Annotated in this window: 14 protein-coding genes; 7 read left to right on the top strand and 7 right to left on the bottom strand. The window is 72.4% G+C overall.

Going from position 1 to position 15,247, the window contains the following annotated elements; all coding sequences use genetic code 11:
- Positions 1–7: 7 nt before the first annotated feature.
- The 3 genes from JYK02_RS14480 to JYK02_RS14470 all read right to left on the bottom strand — a co-directional run bounded on the left by JYK02_RS14480 (position 8) and on the right by JYK02_RS14470 (position 2,217).
- Positions 8–256, bottom strand: a complete 249-nt coding sequence (locus JYK02_RS14480) for a hypothetical protein (RefSeq protein ID WP_207051512.1) — start codon at positions 254–256, stop codon at positions 8–10.
- A 73-nt stretch (positions 257–329) separates the two neighbouring features.
- The gene (locus JYK02_RS14475; protein ID WP_207051511.1) at positions 330–1,199 is read right to left on the bottom strand and encodes an oxidoreductase; all 870 of its coding nucleotides are present in this window, start codon (positions 1,197–1,199) and stop codon (positions 330–332) included.
- A 115-nt stretch (positions 1,200–1,314) separates the two neighbouring features.
- Complete coding sequence (locus tag JYK02_RS14470; RefSeq protein ID WP_207051510.1) at positions 1,315–2,217, bottom strand: LysR family transcriptional regulator; 903 nt, start codon at positions 2,215–2,217, stop codon at positions 1,315–1,317.
- Positions 2,218–2,340: 123 nt separating this feature from the next.
- Here JYK02_RS14470 and nfi point away from each other — a divergent pair, with 123 nt between their 5' ends.
- The 5 genes from nfi (at position 2,341) to JYK02_RS14445 (ending at position 7,887) form a co-directional block, all read left to right on the top strand.
- The gene (nfi, locus tag JYK02_RS14465) at positions 2,341–3,057 is read left to right on the top strand and encodes a deoxyribonuclease V (RefSeq protein WP_207051509.1); all 717 of its coding nucleotides are present in this window, start codon (positions 2,341–2,343) and stop codon (positions 3,055–3,057) included.
- A 377-nt stretch (positions 3,058–3,434) separates the two neighbouring features.
- Positions 3,435–5,783, top strand: a complete 2,349-nt coding sequence (locus JYK02_RS14460) for a GMC family oxidoreductase N-terminal domain-containing protein (RefSeq protein ID WP_207051508.1) — start codon at positions 3,435–3,437, stop codon at positions 5,781–5,783.
- Between the two features lie 103 nt (positions 5,784–5,886).
- On the top strand, positions 5,887–6,402 hold the full coding sequence (locus JYK02_RS14455) for a DUF2267 domain-containing protein (protein ID WP_207051507.1): 516 nt from the start codon (positions 5,887–5,889) through the stop codon (positions 6,400–6,402).
- Positions 6,403–6,447: 45 nt separating this feature from the next.
- Positions 6,448–6,705, top strand: a complete 258-nt coding sequence (locus JYK02_RS14450; RefSeq protein WP_120528614.1) for an acyl-CoA-binding protein — start codon at positions 6,448–6,450, stop codon at positions 6,703–6,705.
- 12 nt (positions 6,706–6,717) lie between these two features.
- Positions 6,718–7,887 (top strand): metallophosphoesterase, encoded by a 1,170-nt coding sequence (locus JYK02_RS14445; protein WP_207051506.1) that lies wholly within the window; start codon positions 6,718–6,720, stop codon positions 7,885–7,887.
- Positions 7,888–7,895: 8 nt separating this feature from the next.
- On the opposite strand, the gene JYK02_RS14440 is transcribed toward JYK02_RS14445, so the two are convergent.
- Genes JYK02_RS14440 through JYK02_RS14430 form a run of 3 tightly spaced genes read right to left on the bottom strand, consistent with a single transcriptional unit; the run spans position 7,896 to position 11,535 of the window.
- The gene (locus JYK02_RS14440) at positions 7,896–8,342 is read right to left on the bottom strand and encodes a hypothetical protein (RefSeq protein ID WP_347402588.1); all 447 of its coding nucleotides are present in this window, start codon (positions 8,340–8,342) and stop codon (positions 7,896–7,898) included.
- Positions 8,343–8,387: 45 nt separating this feature from the next.
- Complete coding sequence (locus tag JYK02_RS39630; RefSeq protein WP_347402496.1) at positions 8,388–9,755, bottom strand: hypothetical protein; 1,368 nt, start codon at positions 9,753–9,755, stop codon at positions 8,388–8,390.
- Between the two features lie 16 nt (positions 9,756–9,771).
- Positions 9,772–11,535: a vWA domain-containing protein gene (locus tag JYK02_RS14430; RefSeq protein ID WP_207051504.1), complete on the bottom strand. Its 1,764-nt coding sequence runs from the start codon at positions 11,533–11,535 to the stop codon at positions 9,772–9,774.
- A 500-nt stretch (positions 11,536–12,035) separates the two neighbouring features.
- Between JYK02_RS14430 and JYK02_RS14425 the strand changes: the two genes are divergently transcribed.
- Both JYK02_RS14425 and JYK02_RS14420 read left to right on the top strand, forming a co-directional pair.
- Positions 12,036–12,707, top strand: a complete 672-nt coding sequence (locus JYK02_RS14425; RefSeq protein WP_207055126.1) for a sigma factor — start codon at positions 12,036–12,038, stop codon at positions 12,705–12,707.
- 46 nt (positions 12,708–12,753) lie between these two features.
- Complete coding sequence (locus JYK02_RS14420) at positions 12,754–13,944, top strand: anti-sigma factor family protein (RefSeq protein WP_207051503.1); 1,191 nt, start codon at positions 12,754–12,756, stop codon at positions 13,942–13,944.
- Between the two features lie 51 nt (positions 13,945–13,995).
- On the opposite strand, the gene JYK02_RS14415 is transcribed toward JYK02_RS14420, so the two are convergent.
- Entirely contained in the window at positions 13,996–15,246 is a 1,251-nt protein-coding gene (locus tag JYK02_RS14415) for an AraC family transcriptional regulator (protein ID WP_207051502.1), read from the bottom strand.
- Position 15,247: the final 1 nt, after the last annotated feature.

Below are 15,247 nucleotides of genomic sequence, written 5' to 3'. Positions count from 1 at the left end.
GCGGTCCTCAGCACGCCCCGAAGGGCACCTTCGGACGCAGGTAGATGCGCTCCTCGCCGTGCGCGCCCCGGAAGCGGTCCACGACGTAGTGCTGGAAGGCCTCCTCCCGCAGCTCGAAGCGGTGCAGGCCGGGCACGCCGCCCGAGCGCACCAGCTCCACCGCGATGCGGCGCACGTCGGCGTCGCTGATGTGCCGCTCCAGCTCCACCGGCACGTCCGCCGAGTGTCCATCGAGGGTGATGTTGAGCGTCGCCATGGGCTTCGAGCCTCCAGGAAGGGAACCCTGGCCCGGGACGGCGCCCCCGGGCGCTTCCTGACAACCCCACCCGTCAGGACGGCCGCAGCGTGCCCGCGGCCTCCGGGCCGGTGAGGTCCGTGCTCTTCGTGACGGCCTCCCACCGGTCCAGCTCGCCGCTGAGGATGCCCACCCGCTCGCGCGTGCGGCGCAGCGCGTCCGAGCCCAGCACCAGGTGCAGCGGCGCGGCGTCCGCCACCACCGCGTCCACGATGGCCTTCGCGCCCAGGGCCGGGTCGCCCAGCTGCTTGCCGGAGATCTTCCCCAGGTACTCCACCACCGCGCCGGCCGTCTTCGCGTAGTCCTCGATGCGGCCCTGGCTCTCCCGGCGCGAGTGCTGGGACAGGAAGTCCGTGCGGAACGCCCCCGGCTCCACCAACGTCACCTTCACGCCCAGCGGCGCCACCTCCTGCGCCAGGCTCAGCGACAGGCCCTCCAGCGCGCACTTCGCCGCCGCGTACAGCCCGGAGCCCGCCATGGGCGCCAGGCCCGCGATGGAGGTGATGTTCACGACGTGTCCCTTCCGCTGCGCCCGCAGGAAGGGCAGCGCGGCCTGGACCACGCGCAGCGGTCCGAAGAAGTTCACGTCGAAGACGTGGCGTGCCTCCTCCGCCGTCGCCTCCTCGATGGCGCCCAGCAGGCCGTAGCCCGCGTTGTTCACCACCACGTCCAGACGCCCATGCAGCGCGTGCGCCTGCTTCACCACCTGGGGGATCCGCGCCGCGTCGGTCAGCTCCAGCGTCAGCACGTGCAGCGCGCCGGCGCGAGCCTCCAGGCCCGACGTCCCATCGCGAGTCGTCCCGATGACGACGTCACCGCGCGCCAGGACGGCCTTCGCCAGCTCCCGTCCCAGGCCCCGCGAGATGCCCGTGATGAACCACACCTTCGAGTCGTTCGTTGCCATGGCGCCATGTCCTCTCTTGCAGCCGTGAGTGGCTGGGATGGCTTCAAGATAGCGGCGCGGATTGTGTTGAGAATGCGCGGCAGTCCTCATGGCTTGTGAAGGAAGCCATACAGAATCAGGAGGACCACGCCTGACGCAGGAACTGCACGAAGGCGCGCACCGGTGGCGGCGTGTGCTTCTGCTTCGGGTAGTAGAGGAAGAAGCCGGGGAAGGGCGCGCACCAGTCTTCCATCAGCGTCACCAGCTTCCCGGACTGCACATGGGGGCGCACGCGTTCCTCCGCCCAGAACGCGATGCCCACGTCCTGAAGCGCGGCGGACAGCGCGAGCGCGCGGTCGCTGACGACGAGCGGTCCCTTCACCGCGATGGAGAACCAGTCGCCGCCGCCCTTCTTGAACTCCCACGCGTAGATGCCGCCGGAGCCCGGCTGGCGCCAGTTGATGCACCGGTGCTTGAGCAGGTCGCGGGGCTGCCTGGGCGTGCCGTGCTTCGCGAGGTAGCGCGGCGAGGCGACGGGCACCTGACGCAGCGGGCCTCCCAGCTTCACCGCCACCATGTCCTGGTCCAGCCACTCGCCCAGCCGGATGCCCACGTCGAAGCCTCCGGCCACCAGGTCGGTGATGGCGTCGTCCACCGTGAGGTCCAGCACGATGTCCGGGTGGGCCGCGTGGAACTTCCCGAACAGCGGCTCCAGGTAGGAGATGGCACCGAAGCGGGCCGCCTGGATCCGCACCGTGCCGGCGGGCGTGTCGCGGAGGTCCTTCACGTCCGCCACCGCTGCCTCCAACTCCTCCATGGCCGGCCTCAGCCTCGCGAGCAGCCGCGCCCCGGCCTCCGTCACCGCGACGCTGCGCGTGGTGCGGTTGAGCAGCCGGACCCCCAGGCGCTCCTCCAGCGCCCGCAGTGTCTGGCTGAGCGCGGAAGGGGAGACGCGCAGGTGCGACGCGGCGCGCGTGAAGTTGCCGTGCTCCACGATGGCCGCGAAGGCCTTCAGGTCCGCGAAGTCATTCCCGCGCATTCTGTACGCACTCCTTCACAATCCGCCCAGTCTATGTCCGTCCGCTCCTGGACGCAGGGGGAGGGAGCGGCGGTCACGCTCCGGCCGGACGATGCACAGTGTTGGGTTCACGGGAGGAGACCCATGGAGTCACCGCGAGCCCCGCATGACTGGAACGTGACGCCCACGGAGGCCGTGGCCCTGCAGAAGCGCCTGCGCGAGCAGCTCATCCTCGAACCGCCCCCGGGCCTGCGCGTCACCCGCCTGGCGGGCGCGGACATCTCCACGGAGAAGGGCAACGACACGGGCTATGGCGGCATGGTGGTGCTGGACGCGGCGACGCTGGAACCGGTGGCCCGCGCCGTGGCCGCGGTGCCGCTGACGTTCCCCTATGTCCCCGGCCTGCTGTCCTTCCGCGAGCTGCCGGTGCTGGCCGCCGTCTGGAAGCGGCTCACGGTCCGCCCCGACGTGCTCATCTTCGACGGCCAGGGCACCGCGCACCCTCGGCGGGTGGGCATCGCGTGCCATGGCGGGCTGCTGTTCGACATCCCGTCCATCGGCTGCGCGAAGTCCCTGCTGGTGGGCACGCCCGGGAAGCTCGCGGAGCGGCGGGGCGCCACGTCCCCCATCACCCACAAGGGCGAGGTGGTGGGCATGGCGGTCCGCACCCGCGCGGGCGTCAGCCCCGTGTACGTCTCACCCGGCCACCGCATGGACCTGGACACCGCCGTGGAGTGGGTGCTGAAGGCGAGCCCCCGCTACCGCGAGCCGGAGACGACGCGCCATGCGCACCGGCTGGTGAACGCCTTCCGCCGCTCGGGGGGCGAGGCCGCGGAGCTGGAGGAGGGGCGTCCCGGGTGAAGTCGGGTGGTGCGCCGCTTCTTCTGGATCCCAAGGACTTGAGTCCGGCCCCCCGCCGGCGGCGCACCGCGCGAACCTGTCCGACAGTCGGACAGGTTTGGACGGACCGGGCCCGGGGCCAGGCCGCGGCGGATTTCCGCTCAAGAACGCGCGTCCTTCACGTCTGTCCGGCAGGACCCGACCGGTCAGGTGGGCCGCCTGCTGTTCGGGCGGGCAGGAGGGGGCCTGTCCAGGAGGACAGGCAGGGGCTCTGACCGGACGGGGAGTGGATCCGTGCCGTTGAACCGCGCAGCATGCGGCCCCCGCCCTGACGTCAGCGGTGGGGAATAAAAGGCAGCAACCGGAAGAAGGCGGCGGTCAGGCCGCCAGGAGCGAGCATGCGCAGGCTGTCGTCCCCGTGGAGCGAGCTGGCATCACACTACCCCGTGGTCGTCGTGGGGTCTGGCTATGGCGGCGGCATCTCCGCCAGCCGGCTGGCGCGCGCGGGACAGCAGGTCTGCGTGCTGGAGCGGGGCCGGGAGATGCACCCGGGAGAGATGCCTCGCACGCCCGCGCAGGCCGTGGCCGAGTTCCAGCTCCACTGCGCCCCGGGCCAGGGCGACCTGGACGTGGGCAGCCCCACGGGTCTGATTGAAGTCCACCGCAACGGCGACGTGTCCGTCATCGACGGCTGCGGCCTGGGCGGCACGTCGCTCATCAACGCCGGCGTGACGATGCGGCCCGACCCTCGCGTGTTCGAGGATCCCCGCTGGCCGGAGGCCCTGCGCGCCGACGTGCACGGCCTGCTGGAGGACGGCTTCGCGCACGCGGAGCTGATGCTGCGGCCGCTGCCGTACCCGGAGGACCATCCGCCCCTGCAGAAGCTCAAGACGTTCGGCATCTCCGCGGAGAAGCTGGGCGGACGGCTGACGCGGCCTCCGGTGGCGGTGACGTTCGAGGCGGGCGTCAACGCCGCGGGCGTGCGGCAGCCGGGGTGCTCGCTGTGCGGTGACTGCGCCACGGGCTGCAACACCGGCGCGAAGAACACCGTGCTCATGAACTACCTGCCGGATGCCCACGCGCACGGGGCCCGCATCTTCACCGAGGTGGCGGTGCGCGCGGTGGTGCCGGACGGCGCGAAGTGGCGCGTCTATTACCGCCCCCTCAACACCGGCCGCGAGCGCTTCGACGCGCCGGATGCCTGGCTCACCGCGGACAAGGTCATCCTCGCGGCGGGCACCATGGGCACGGCGGAAATCCTGCTGCGCTCGCGCGAACGCGGCCTGTCCGTGTCCTCGAAGCTGGGCCACCGCTTCAGCAGCAACGGCGACGTGCTGGCCTTCGGCTACAACCTGGACATGCCCGTCCACGGCGTGGGCCACGGCGAGCAGGACCACGAGACGCGCGACCCGGTGGGCCCCTGCATCGCGGGCGTCATCGACCAGCGCGACACCGCGCGGCTGGACGAGGGGATGATCATCGAAGAGGGCGCCATCCCCGGCGCGCTCGCGTCGCTGATGCCCGCGGCGCTCGCGGGGGCCGCGGCGCTGGTGGGCGAGGACACCGATGAGGGCATCCTGGACTGGGTGCAGGAGCGGCTGCGTCAGGCGGACAGCCTGGTGCGCGGTCCGGACCACGGCGCGGTGGAGCACACGCAGACGCTGATGGTGATGTCCCACGACGAGGGCAAGGGCGAGCTGCGGCTGGAGCACGACCGCGTGCGCCTGCACTGGCCGGACGCCGGACGCGATCCGCAGCTCACCCGCATCGAGGAGCGCCTGCGCCGGGCCACCGCCGCGCTGGGCGGCACCTTCGTGCGCTACCCGCTCTGGTCCGAGGCCTTCGGCAAGGAGCTGCTGTGCACGCATCCGCTGGGCGGCTGTGTCATGGGCGACCGGGCGGAGGACGGCGTGGTGGACCACGAAGGGCGCGTCTTCTCCGGCGCCTCCGGCCGCGCGGTGCACGAGGGGCTGTACGTGTCCGACGGCTCGGTGGTGCCGCGCTCGCTGGGCATCAACCCGCTGCTCACCATCTCCGCGGTCGCCGAGCGCGCCTGCGCGCTGATGGCCCGGCGTTACGGATGGACCATCGACTACGCGCCGCTGCCGGAGGCGGAGGCCCGTCCGGCCCCCGGGCCCGTGGGCGTCCGCTTCACGGAGACGATGCACGGCTTCGTGTCCGGTGACGTGAAGGCCCCGCACCTGGAGGCGGGCGACCCGGAGCGCGACGACGCCACGCCCCTGCGCTTCGTGCTCACCGTGACGGCGGAGGACCTGGACGCGACGCTGCGCGACGAGCGCCACCCCCTGAAGCTGATGGGCACGGTGACGGCGCCGGTGCTGTCGTCCCGCCCGCTGGTGGTGACGCGCGGCGAGCTGCGCCTGATGACCCGCGAGCACGCTCGGCCGGGTGGTCAGCGGATGGAGTACCTGCTCCACCTGCTCAGCGAGGCCGGGGAGACGTACTACCTGGAGGGCTACAAGGACCTCTACGACGACCCGGGCCTGGACCTGTGGAAGGACACCACGACGCTGTTCGTGTCCCTGCACCGGGGAGACGGTCCGGAGGCGCCGTGCATCGGCCGGGGCTTCCTGCGGCTGACGGCGGAGGAGTTCGCCCGCCAGCTCACCACCCTTCGGGTCCTCAACGCCCGGGACGGCGTGCACCGGGCGGAGGCCCTGGCCCGCTTCGGCGGCTTCTTCTTCGGCGCCCTCTGGGACACCTACGTCCGGCGCGTGGCCGCCTAGCAGCCGGGCAGCCGGCGGACAGTCCAGCAGTCCGCGATGACGTGCCCGCCGGGACGGGCATGGGCACCCTGTTACCCACCGGGACCGACAGGGAGGAACCCCCATGGCTGAAGACCGTGATCCGCAGCGCCGTTCGGGCACACCCCAGGACGAGGAGCCTGCGGAGGAGCGGCGCGAGCTGTCCATCGAGGAGCGGCGTGCGCGACGCAGTGCGATGCGGGCCAGTCAGACGTATGCCCGCTTCATCGACCACCTCTGCGAGCGGGGCGGCATGTCTCCGAGCGTCGCCCAGCAGGCGGCCGTCTCCGTGCTCTGCGGCCTGGAGCAGCGCATCCAGGCGGAGGAGTCGCAGGACCTGGAGGCACAACTGCCGCGCAAGCTCACGGAGTTGCTGCACCGCTGTGAGCGCCACGACGCCGAACCCCGTCCGGAGAAGTTCGGCCGCGACGAGCTCCTGAAACAGGTGGGCGAGGACCTGGCGCTGCATCCGGATGCGGTGGAGCCCGTGGTGCGCGCGGTGATGGACGCCGTCCGCCATCAGATCAGCGAAGGTGAGGCGGAGGACGTGAGCGCCCAGCTGCCAGAGGACATCCGCCACCTTTGGCTGCCGACGATGTAAAGCAGGCTGTTAAGGTCTCCGGCACACGCTTGCCGGAGACCGCGCATGGCCCTCGATGATGACTTCAGCGCCGCCCAGAGCCGGGTGAAGACGCTGTCCAAGGCCCCCTCGAACGACACGCTGCTGGAGCTGTACTCCCTCTACAAGCAGGGCACCGAAGGGGACGTGCAGGGCAAGCGCCCCGGCATGCTCGATATCAAGGGCCGCGCGAAGTACGACGCGTGGGCCGGCCGCAAGGGGCTGGCGAAGGACGCCGCGAAGCAGCAGTACGTGGCGCTCGTGGACCGGCTCCTGCGCGGGTAGGACGCGGCCTTCATGCCCCAATGGCTCCGGATGGCGCTGTTCCTCGTGCCCGTCACCGCGCTGCTCGCGGTGGCGCACGTCTACCTGTACCGCCGCCTGGTGCGCGACGTGACGGCGCACAAGGCGCTGCGCCGCGTGGGGATGGGGCTCTTCGCCGGGGGGCTCGTGGGCTCCCTGGGCGCCCGGATGGTGGGCGCGATGTTCTCCTCCGAGGCCGCGTGGTGGACGGGCATCGTGCTGCTGGTGTGGATGGGGCTGGTGCTCTACCTGCTCATGTTCACCCTGGGGCTGGACGTGGTGCGGGCCGTGCTCGCCCGGGTGCGCAAGGCGCCGGAGCCGCCGTCCCCGGAGCGCCGGGCCTTCCTCGCTCGAGGGATGGCCGCGGGCGCCACCGTGGCGGGCGCGACGGTGAGCAGCTTCGGCGCCTGGCGCGCGTTCCATCCGCCGGACGTGCGCGACATCCCGGTGCGGCTGCCCGGTCTGCCCAAGGCGCTGGAGGGCTTCACGCTGGTGCAGCTCACGGACATCCACATCGGCGGCGTGTTGCAGCGCCGCTTCGTGGACGAGCTGGTGGCGCGCGCCAACGCACTCAAGCCGGACCTCATCGCGGTGACGGGCGACCTGGTGGACGGCACGGTGCGGGAGCTGGGCCCGTACGTGGGCGGCTTCGGCGCGCTGAAGGCCCGGCACGGCGCGTACTTCGTCACCGGCAACCACGACTACTACTCCGGCGTGGAGGCGTGGACGGAGTTCGTCCGGGGGCTGGGCATCACCGTGCTGCGCAACCGCACCGTGTCCATCGGGGACGCGGGCGCGTCGTTCGACCTCATCGGCGTGGACGACTGGAGCGCGAGCCGGTTCGGTGAGCCCGGCTATGACCTGGACGCGGCGCTCCAGGGGCGCAGGCCGGACCGTGCGTCGGTGCTGCTGGCGCACCAGCCCTCCAACTTCGAGGTGGTGGCGCAGCGCGGCCTGGGGCTCCAGATTTCAGGCCATACGCACGGCGGGCAGATGTTCCCGGGCACCGTGGTGGGCCACCTCATCTGGGGCGAGCAGAACGCGGGCCTGAGCCGGCTGGCCGAGTCCCACCTCTACGTCAGCCGCGGGTGCGGCTTCGTGGGGCCGCCCATGCGCGTCGCCGCGCCGCCGGAGATCGCCCGCATCATCCTGCTGCCGGGCTGAGAAGCGGTTCACGGCTTGCGGTGGGCGCTGTCCACCAGCAGGCCGTCTTCCTGGAGCAGGGTGGGGGCGGCCCGGGGACGGCCGTACATCAGCCCCGAGGCGATGCGCAGCGCCGCGGCCCACGCGGGCTCGTCGCGCACGAGCACGTCCTCGCCGCCGATGCGGACCAGCATGCCGTCGGGGGCCACCACGGAGAAGCGCAGCGGCCGGCCCAGCGCCACCTGGAGCGCGGCCATGGTCGTCTCGTCCTCCTGGGAGAAGCCGAGGGGGCCCTCCGGGTGGCTGTGGGTGATCTCCACGAGCGTGTCCCGCAGGCTCCAGATGGCCTCCCACCGTGCGCGGGAGTCCGGAAGCGCCACGGGGTCGTCGAAGGAGTCCCCCCAGAGCACCGCGTCCTCCGGTCCGATGAGCAGGCACACCTCGCGCGTCGTCGACATGAAGTTCTTCCTCCGAATGGCCCGTACCGACGTGGGGAACGGGCCCGGTCGGACACGCGCGTTTCAGACGTGCCGGGTGATGACCAGCGCGTCCGTTTCGATGGCCTCCCGGAGCACCGACGGCAGGCTCTCCAGCGTGACCTGGGTGTCCGCGCCCGCCAGGCACACGCCCGCGTCGCGCACGCGCAGCGTCGCGGCCTCCACCACCGTGACGAAGCGCTCGCCCATGAACGCGTAGACGACCTCCAGGAGGCCATCCCCCAGCCGGCGATGGCCAAGCAGCCGCGCCCCGGCCTTGTCGAGCGCACGCTCCACCCACGCACCGGCGTCCGGCTCCGCGCGCCGGTGCCCGTGTCGCCCGTGGCCCCGTCCGTCACGCACGCTCGATGCGCGAGCGGAGGCATCCCGTCGCGCCTCCCGCGTCTCGTGCCCGCGGCCGTCCGCGTCTCGCCAGACTTCCCCTCGCTCTCGCTCCGACATGGCCCGCGCGGCCTCGCGAACGTCCGCGTCCCGCCACGCTTCTCCGCGTTCGCGCCCCCGAACGGTCCGCGCGGTCGCTCGGCCGTTCGAGTCCCGCCAGGCCGTCCGCGCATGCGCCTCCGCGTCCGATGAGGCCTCTCGCACGCCGAACTCCGGGTGCGTCCACTCGCGCGCGCCGACTCCGTGGAGGGCGTCCCAGCGTTCACGCTCACGGCCCGACAACGGCCGGGCGATCTCGCGTCCCTCCGCGTCCCGCCAGACCGCTGGCGACCCGTGCTCAAGGTCTGTCCACGCACGTGACCGCGCATGGGCCTCCGCCTCGCGCCGGGCCTCCTGCTCCGCCTGCATCCGCAGGAAGCGCACGCGCTCCTCCGCCAATGCGCGCAGGCAACGCTCCGCCTCCGCGCGTCCCTCGCGCGCCACGTCGAGCACCCGCGCTCGGGCCTCCACGGGCGCGAACGGGATGCCCATGCCCCGCGACGCTGCCTCCAGCACCGCGAAGCCGAACGCCGCGCGCAGCGACGCGCTCACGCCCCGCGCGTCCCCCAGCGCCCGGTCCTCCTCCAGCGCCCGGCGCGCCGCCTCCTCCGCCTCGCTTTCGAACTCCACGCCCTCGAAGAGCAGCGTGCCGTCATGCCAGCGGCGCGCCGTCACCGGCGACAGGCGCGGCGGCTCCTCCTCCGGCATCAACGATAGGGCCTCCGCCACCGCGCCCTCGCGCACCAGCCGCGTCCCCCAGACATGGCCCCGCACGCGCGGCAGCGCCTCCAGCCCTTCTGGAGACGCCGGCTCTTTCGCGGTGGCCTCGCGGCCCTTCACCTCGAAACGCCACCAGCCCGGGGCGACGGGCAGGGTGACGCGCAGGCGGCGTGAAGGCGCGTCCACGGTCCCGCCGCCGAAATACGGCAGCACCGCCGACTCCACCTTCCCGAGCAGCTTCCGGTAGTCCACGCCCCTGCCTCCTTCTTCACGCCACCTTCAACAGCGGCGTGCTCATCACCCGGTCCACCCAGCCGGACTGGCTGGCCCCCGCCTCGCGCGGCGCGTCCATCAGCGCCTGGAGCACACGCGGCACCTGGTACGGGTCCGCGAACTGCTCCACGTTCACCTCGCTGAAGGGCACGCCCAGTTGCTTCGCGCCCGAGCGCACCGTGTTGCCGCGCGCCCCCGCCACGCTCACCAGCAGCGCCAGGGCCGCCACGCTGTAGCCACACGCGTGGAAGGCCCGGGCGAACTGGTCGCCCGCCTCGCCCGCCTCGTCACCCACCACCATCACCACCAGCTTCGCCTCCGCCGGGATGCGCACCCCGGCGCGGTGCAGCGCGTGCACACCGGCCGCGTGCACCGTGCCGCCAGACGCCTTCAGCCCGGCCAGCATGTGCTGCACCGCCGTGCGGTTCGCTGCCTTGGGCTTGAGCACCGTGCCCATGGTGTCGAACGCCGCCACGTGCAGCTTGTCCATCGGGAAGCCCGCGAGGATGCGCGACAGCGCCTCCTTGGACTGCTCGATGGCGCCCTCCATGGAGCCCGACTTGTCGATGAGGAACATCACCCGCACGTCCGTCTCCGCCGTCGCCTCCGCCACCGCCTTCTTCACCGCGTTGTCGCTCGCCTCCTCCAGCTTGCGACGCACGTCCTCGCTCCGGACGTTCTTCGCGATGTTCAGCGAGCGCTGATCCGTGGCGTTCGCCACCGCCCGCTCCCAGCGCGCCTTCACGGACGGCTCCTGCAGCAGGCCCAGGTCCTCCAGCGTGGGCGTCATCAGCCGCAGGTCGCGGTCCGACAGCGACGGCAGCAGCGTCGCCAGGATGGCGGGCGTGAGGCCCACGTCCTTCGGCAGCCGGCCCACGACCTCCTTGTAGGAGAGCCGCTCCAGTTCAATCCACTCGCAGATCTCCGCCTCGGAGAGGCCGTCGAAGCGCTCGCGCTTCACCAGCGTCAGGCCCTGCAGGCCCACCTGCCGGTGACCCCCGTCCGCCTGCTTCTGCTTCCAGCCGAGCACCTCGAAGAAGCCCTGCGACTGGGGCTTGTAGCCCGCCTTGCGCGCAAGCTTCTTCAGCGTCTCCTTGTAGCCCGCCTTCACCAGGCCCTGGAGCATGGGCAGGTTCGCCTCGCGCGCGGCCAGCCACTTCTGCGCCACGCGCTTCCAGCGGCCCAGCGGCGGCTTGCGCGACGCGGGGTCACCGAAGCCCGCGGCGCGGTTGAGGCGGGCAATCTCCGGCGTCTCCAGCAGCTCCGCCACGCGCAGCACGGCCTTGGGCGTGAGCATCCGCGTGGAGCGGCGCACGTAGTGCAGCACCATGGCCTCGCCGATGGCGCGGTAGTCGTCGTCGTGGAAGGCGACCGCGCCCTCGCCGTCGCGCACGGGCTGGCCCGCGTGCTCCTGCACCAGCATCAGCGCGCAGGTGGCCACCTTCAGGTCGCGCCAGTCCGTCTGCGTCAGCGCGTACGACGCGAAGTGCGCCATCAGCGTGGGGTTGAGGCGGTAGAGCTCCAGGAGCTGGCCGTACAGCTTCACCGCCGCGGGCACGAACAGGCCCGGCGCCACCTTGCGGCCGCGCGCGTGCGCCTTCGCGTCCGCGCTGGCGGCGGCCACCCAGGTGCCGTTCACGTCCAGGCCCGGGCGGTGGTGCCACAGGTGGGCGGAGCCGCCGAGCACCACGTCGAGCAGCCGCTCGGCCGGTCCGCGCTGCGTCTCCGGAAGGGTCGTCTGGGTGCGAGCGGTGGTCATGGCGGTCGTCCCCCTTTCGGGACAAAAGGCATGCCCGGAAGGGCCGCCTGGGTGTGGGGAGGGAAAAAGTGAGCGCCCGAGTGAGGAAGCCGGAAGGCTGAATCCAGAGTTCAGTGCCGGACCGCCGGCGGGCCCCCCGCCTTGCGAGCGGAGGGGTGGAGTCGAACCACGGCGTGTAGGGCCTCTTCGGCCGGGCGCTCGAAAGCGATGCGCCCCTGGACGCCCCCCGGGCCGGAATCCTGACGGCGCGTTTCAAAGGCCTGTTTCCGGGGCCTTGCGGGCCTGCCCGGGCCTCCGCCGAGCCTCTAGGGAGAAGACCCGCCGCGTCATGCGCGGCCCGCGAAAAAAACCTGTCAGGAAATGCCGGGCGCCGGAGTCGGGGGTTCGGGTAACCAGTCGGAGGCTGTTCGCGGATGCAACGTGTTAATTTGCCGCGCCACATCCCCGTAACCCAACCTCCCGGGATGAGGACGTCCCGGGACAGCCTCCAGGGTCCTCCGGTGTACGAGCAGCTCACGGATGAGGAATTGTTCGCGGAGGTGTCCCGCCGCCGCGCCACGGGCGAGGCCGTGGGGACCCCGCTGGGGGCCCTGTGCGCGCGATGGGCGCGCCCGGCCCGCTACGTCATCAGCAGGATTCAGGGCAGCTACGGACGCGGCTCCCCGGCGGACGCCGACGAGCTCTTCCAGGACGCGGTGGGGAAGTTCCTCGACCGCGGCCTGGACCAGTTCCGGGGCGTGTCCGAGCAGATGCCGGGCAGGAGCGCGTCTCCCAAGACGTTCTTCCTGCGCATCGTCAAGCACGTCGCCATCGACTTCTACCGGCGGCACCGGGAGGAGCTGGCGCCCGCGCCGGCCTCGCCCGACGACGTGATGGAGGAGACGCCGTCCGAGGTGGCCCGGGCGGTGGAGGGCGCACGGCGTCGCGAGGAGCGCGCCGAGGCGCAGGAGCTGTACTGGGCCGCCTACGCCAGGCTCCAGCAGGAGCACCCCAAGGAGGCTTCCGCATGGGAGCTGTATCACCACGAGGACGTGGAGGATCACGAGGAATGCGCACGCCGTTTGAACATCAGCGTGGTGAACTCGTACAAGCGCGTCAGCCGCGCCCAGGCATACCTGCGTCTGTACCTGCTGGAGCTGCAGCGGGACGGAATGCCGGAGGACCCGTCGTGATGTCTCGCGGGGCGCTGGATTCCTCCGCCATGCCCGGGATGTCGCGATGAAGGGCGACGCGCTGTCCCGCTACCAGGCCCGGTACGCGCGCCTGGGCGCGGGCCCCCTTCCGGTGGGCGAGCTGTTGGAGCTGGTGGGGGACGTGCTGCGCCGCTCGGACCGGCTCGGCACCGACGGGGTGGAAGAGGCCTTGAAGGGCCTGGGCCGCTCCGAAGTGGAAGCCTGGCTTGGCCAGCAGAAGCCGCAGGCGCTCCAGCCGCTGCTCCTGCGTGCCGCCGAGGAGTCGATGGAGGTGGCGCTGGGCGAGGAGGGCGAGGAGGCGGAGCTGTGGCGCTCTTCCGCGCTGGAAGGACTGGCCGCCCGGGACCGGGCCGCCTCCGCCGCCCGCGCGCTCGCCACCTGGGAGCTGCTGAAGGGCCCGCTGGACGGGGACGCGCTCGCCGCTCGCGAGCGGTTTCTCGGGGCGCTGGGCCACCTGGACACCGCGCTGCGCTCCCGCGCGCGCTGGTTCATCCCGCTCAACGCCGAGCGCCGCGCCGAGCGCGACCTGTTGGACCCCGTGGAGCGTCCCGGCGCGTGGTGGTTCTCCGCGCGGGCCGGCTGCGATGACCTGGTGGCGTCCTGGACGGGCCGCCCCATGAAGGATCCGGAGCACCTGAAGGACTGTGCCAGTTGCCGCGCGGACCGGGCGGACACCGCGGTGGTGGACAGCCCCCCGCGCCGTCACCTCACGGACGACGAGCTGTGGCGGCTGGACTCGGGCGAGATGACCCGCGAGGAGCGCGAGCGCGTGGAGGCCCACACGGCCGGCTGTGGCGAGTGCGCGCAGGCCGTGCTGGCGCTGGAAGAGGGCGACGCCGCCATCGACGAGGCGCTGGAGCTGGAAGAGGACGGAGCGCAGGCCCCGCGCGCGGCGCGTGACTCCCGCGCGGACGTGGCCCGGCGCCCGAGCGCGGCCCGCCTGCCGGAGCACCGCGAGGTGCTGGAGGAGCGGCGCGACTTCCGCGTGGTGCTGGTGCGCGAGCGTCAACGGGTGCGGCTTCTGGTGCAGCCCCTGGGCACGCGCGCCGTGACGGCCGCGGTCTTCCTGTCGCCGGGGCGTCCTTCGCTCAAGCCGACGCAGGGGCCGGAGGGGCTGTCCTTCGACCTGTCCACCGCGCTGGCGACCGGCGCGCACGCGGCCCACCTCACGGTGCAGGCCGGGCAGGAGACGCTGGAGCGCGACTTCGCGTTCTGACGTCCGGCGGTGGAGGAGGGGCAGCGCCCTTCCTTCCACCCACGCTCCGCCCTACCTGGCCTTCGTGGCGGGGCGGTTGCTCCCGGCCGAGTTGTCCGGCTGGGGGGAGCGCACGGGCGCGCTCGGTACCGGCGGAGTGAAGGGGGACGGGTCGCGGCGGAAGGTGTTGGCGAGGAACGACACCACCAGCTGCGTGAGGGGCGGCCGGGTGGCGAGCGCGACGCCGCACACGTCGATGCGGTCCATCTCGTGCACGCCCTCCATCTGCCGGTAGACGTTGCAGCCCTGCTCCGCGGCGGCCTCCCGGTCGCGCAGGAGCTTGCGCTCGAAGACGCCCCAGCGCATGTGCAGCACGTCCGGGCTGAGGCGGATGTCCACGGGCCCGGTGCCCCAGGTGCCCTGGATGCGGGTGGTGGGGCCTCCCGCGTGGACCTTCACGCGCAGCGGGTAGTTGCGGTAGGTGCCGTTCACCTCGATGCCGTGCTCGAAGAGCTCGTCGCCCACGGTGCCCTGCCACAGCTGGCCCTTGCCCTTCACGAGCGGGTTCTCCGTCTGCACGGAGAGGGCGTCGAACCAGTAGTAGCCCACGCGGCCCAGCCGCTCGCCGCCGCTCCAGACGGGGGATGAGGCGGGAATCTCCTCCAGGCCCTGCGGACCGGAGGGCAGGGGCTGCGGGGTGGCGAGCAGGTCCGTCGTCTTCACCGACGCGTCCACCGTCTCGAAGCGCACGCCGCCGAGCCACGCCTGGCCGGTGCCGCTCATGATGAGGCCCGCCATGATGGTGGTGGCCTCCTGCGGGACGTCCAGCACCACGTCGTAGCGCTTGCAGCCGTGGGTGCCCACGAGGGCGCGCGACTGCATGTTGTCGAAGGCGAGCGGCTGCTTGGGGTCCGCGCCCTCCACGCGCATCCACAGCCCCGCCCAGCCCTTCACGTCCTGGTGGCGCACGGCCGCGGAGAAGCGCAGGCGCTTGCCCCGGTAGTCCTGCGCGCTGAAGGCCTGCATGAACGTGCCGAAGCTGTCCGTGGCCTGGGTGCGCGAGCGCAGGAACGCGCTGCGCGTGCCCTCGCACGGAGAGGACGCGTCCACGCCCGCCTCGTAGTGCTGGGGCGCGCTCTCCGTGACGTACCAGCCCTGCGGCAGCTTCGGGCGCGTGGCGCCAGGCGCGGCGGGCAGGGCCCCGGAGGTGGCGGGAGCCGCCGTGGCGTCGGGGCTGGCCGCCGGGGTGGACGGGGTCTGGGCCGCGGCGAGGGGCGCCCAGAGCGCCAGCAGCAGGCCGGGGATGCGGGTTCGCAAGCTCATC

The organism is Corallococcus macrosporus (assembly GCF_017302985.1).
In the GTDB taxonomy this organism is placed as follows: Bacteria; Myxococcota; Myxococcia; order Myxococcales; family Myxococcaceae; genus Corallococcus; species Corallococcus macrosporus_A.
Note: the sequence above shows the minus strand (reverse complement) of the source record. Positions and strands in the feature narration are given on the sequence as shown.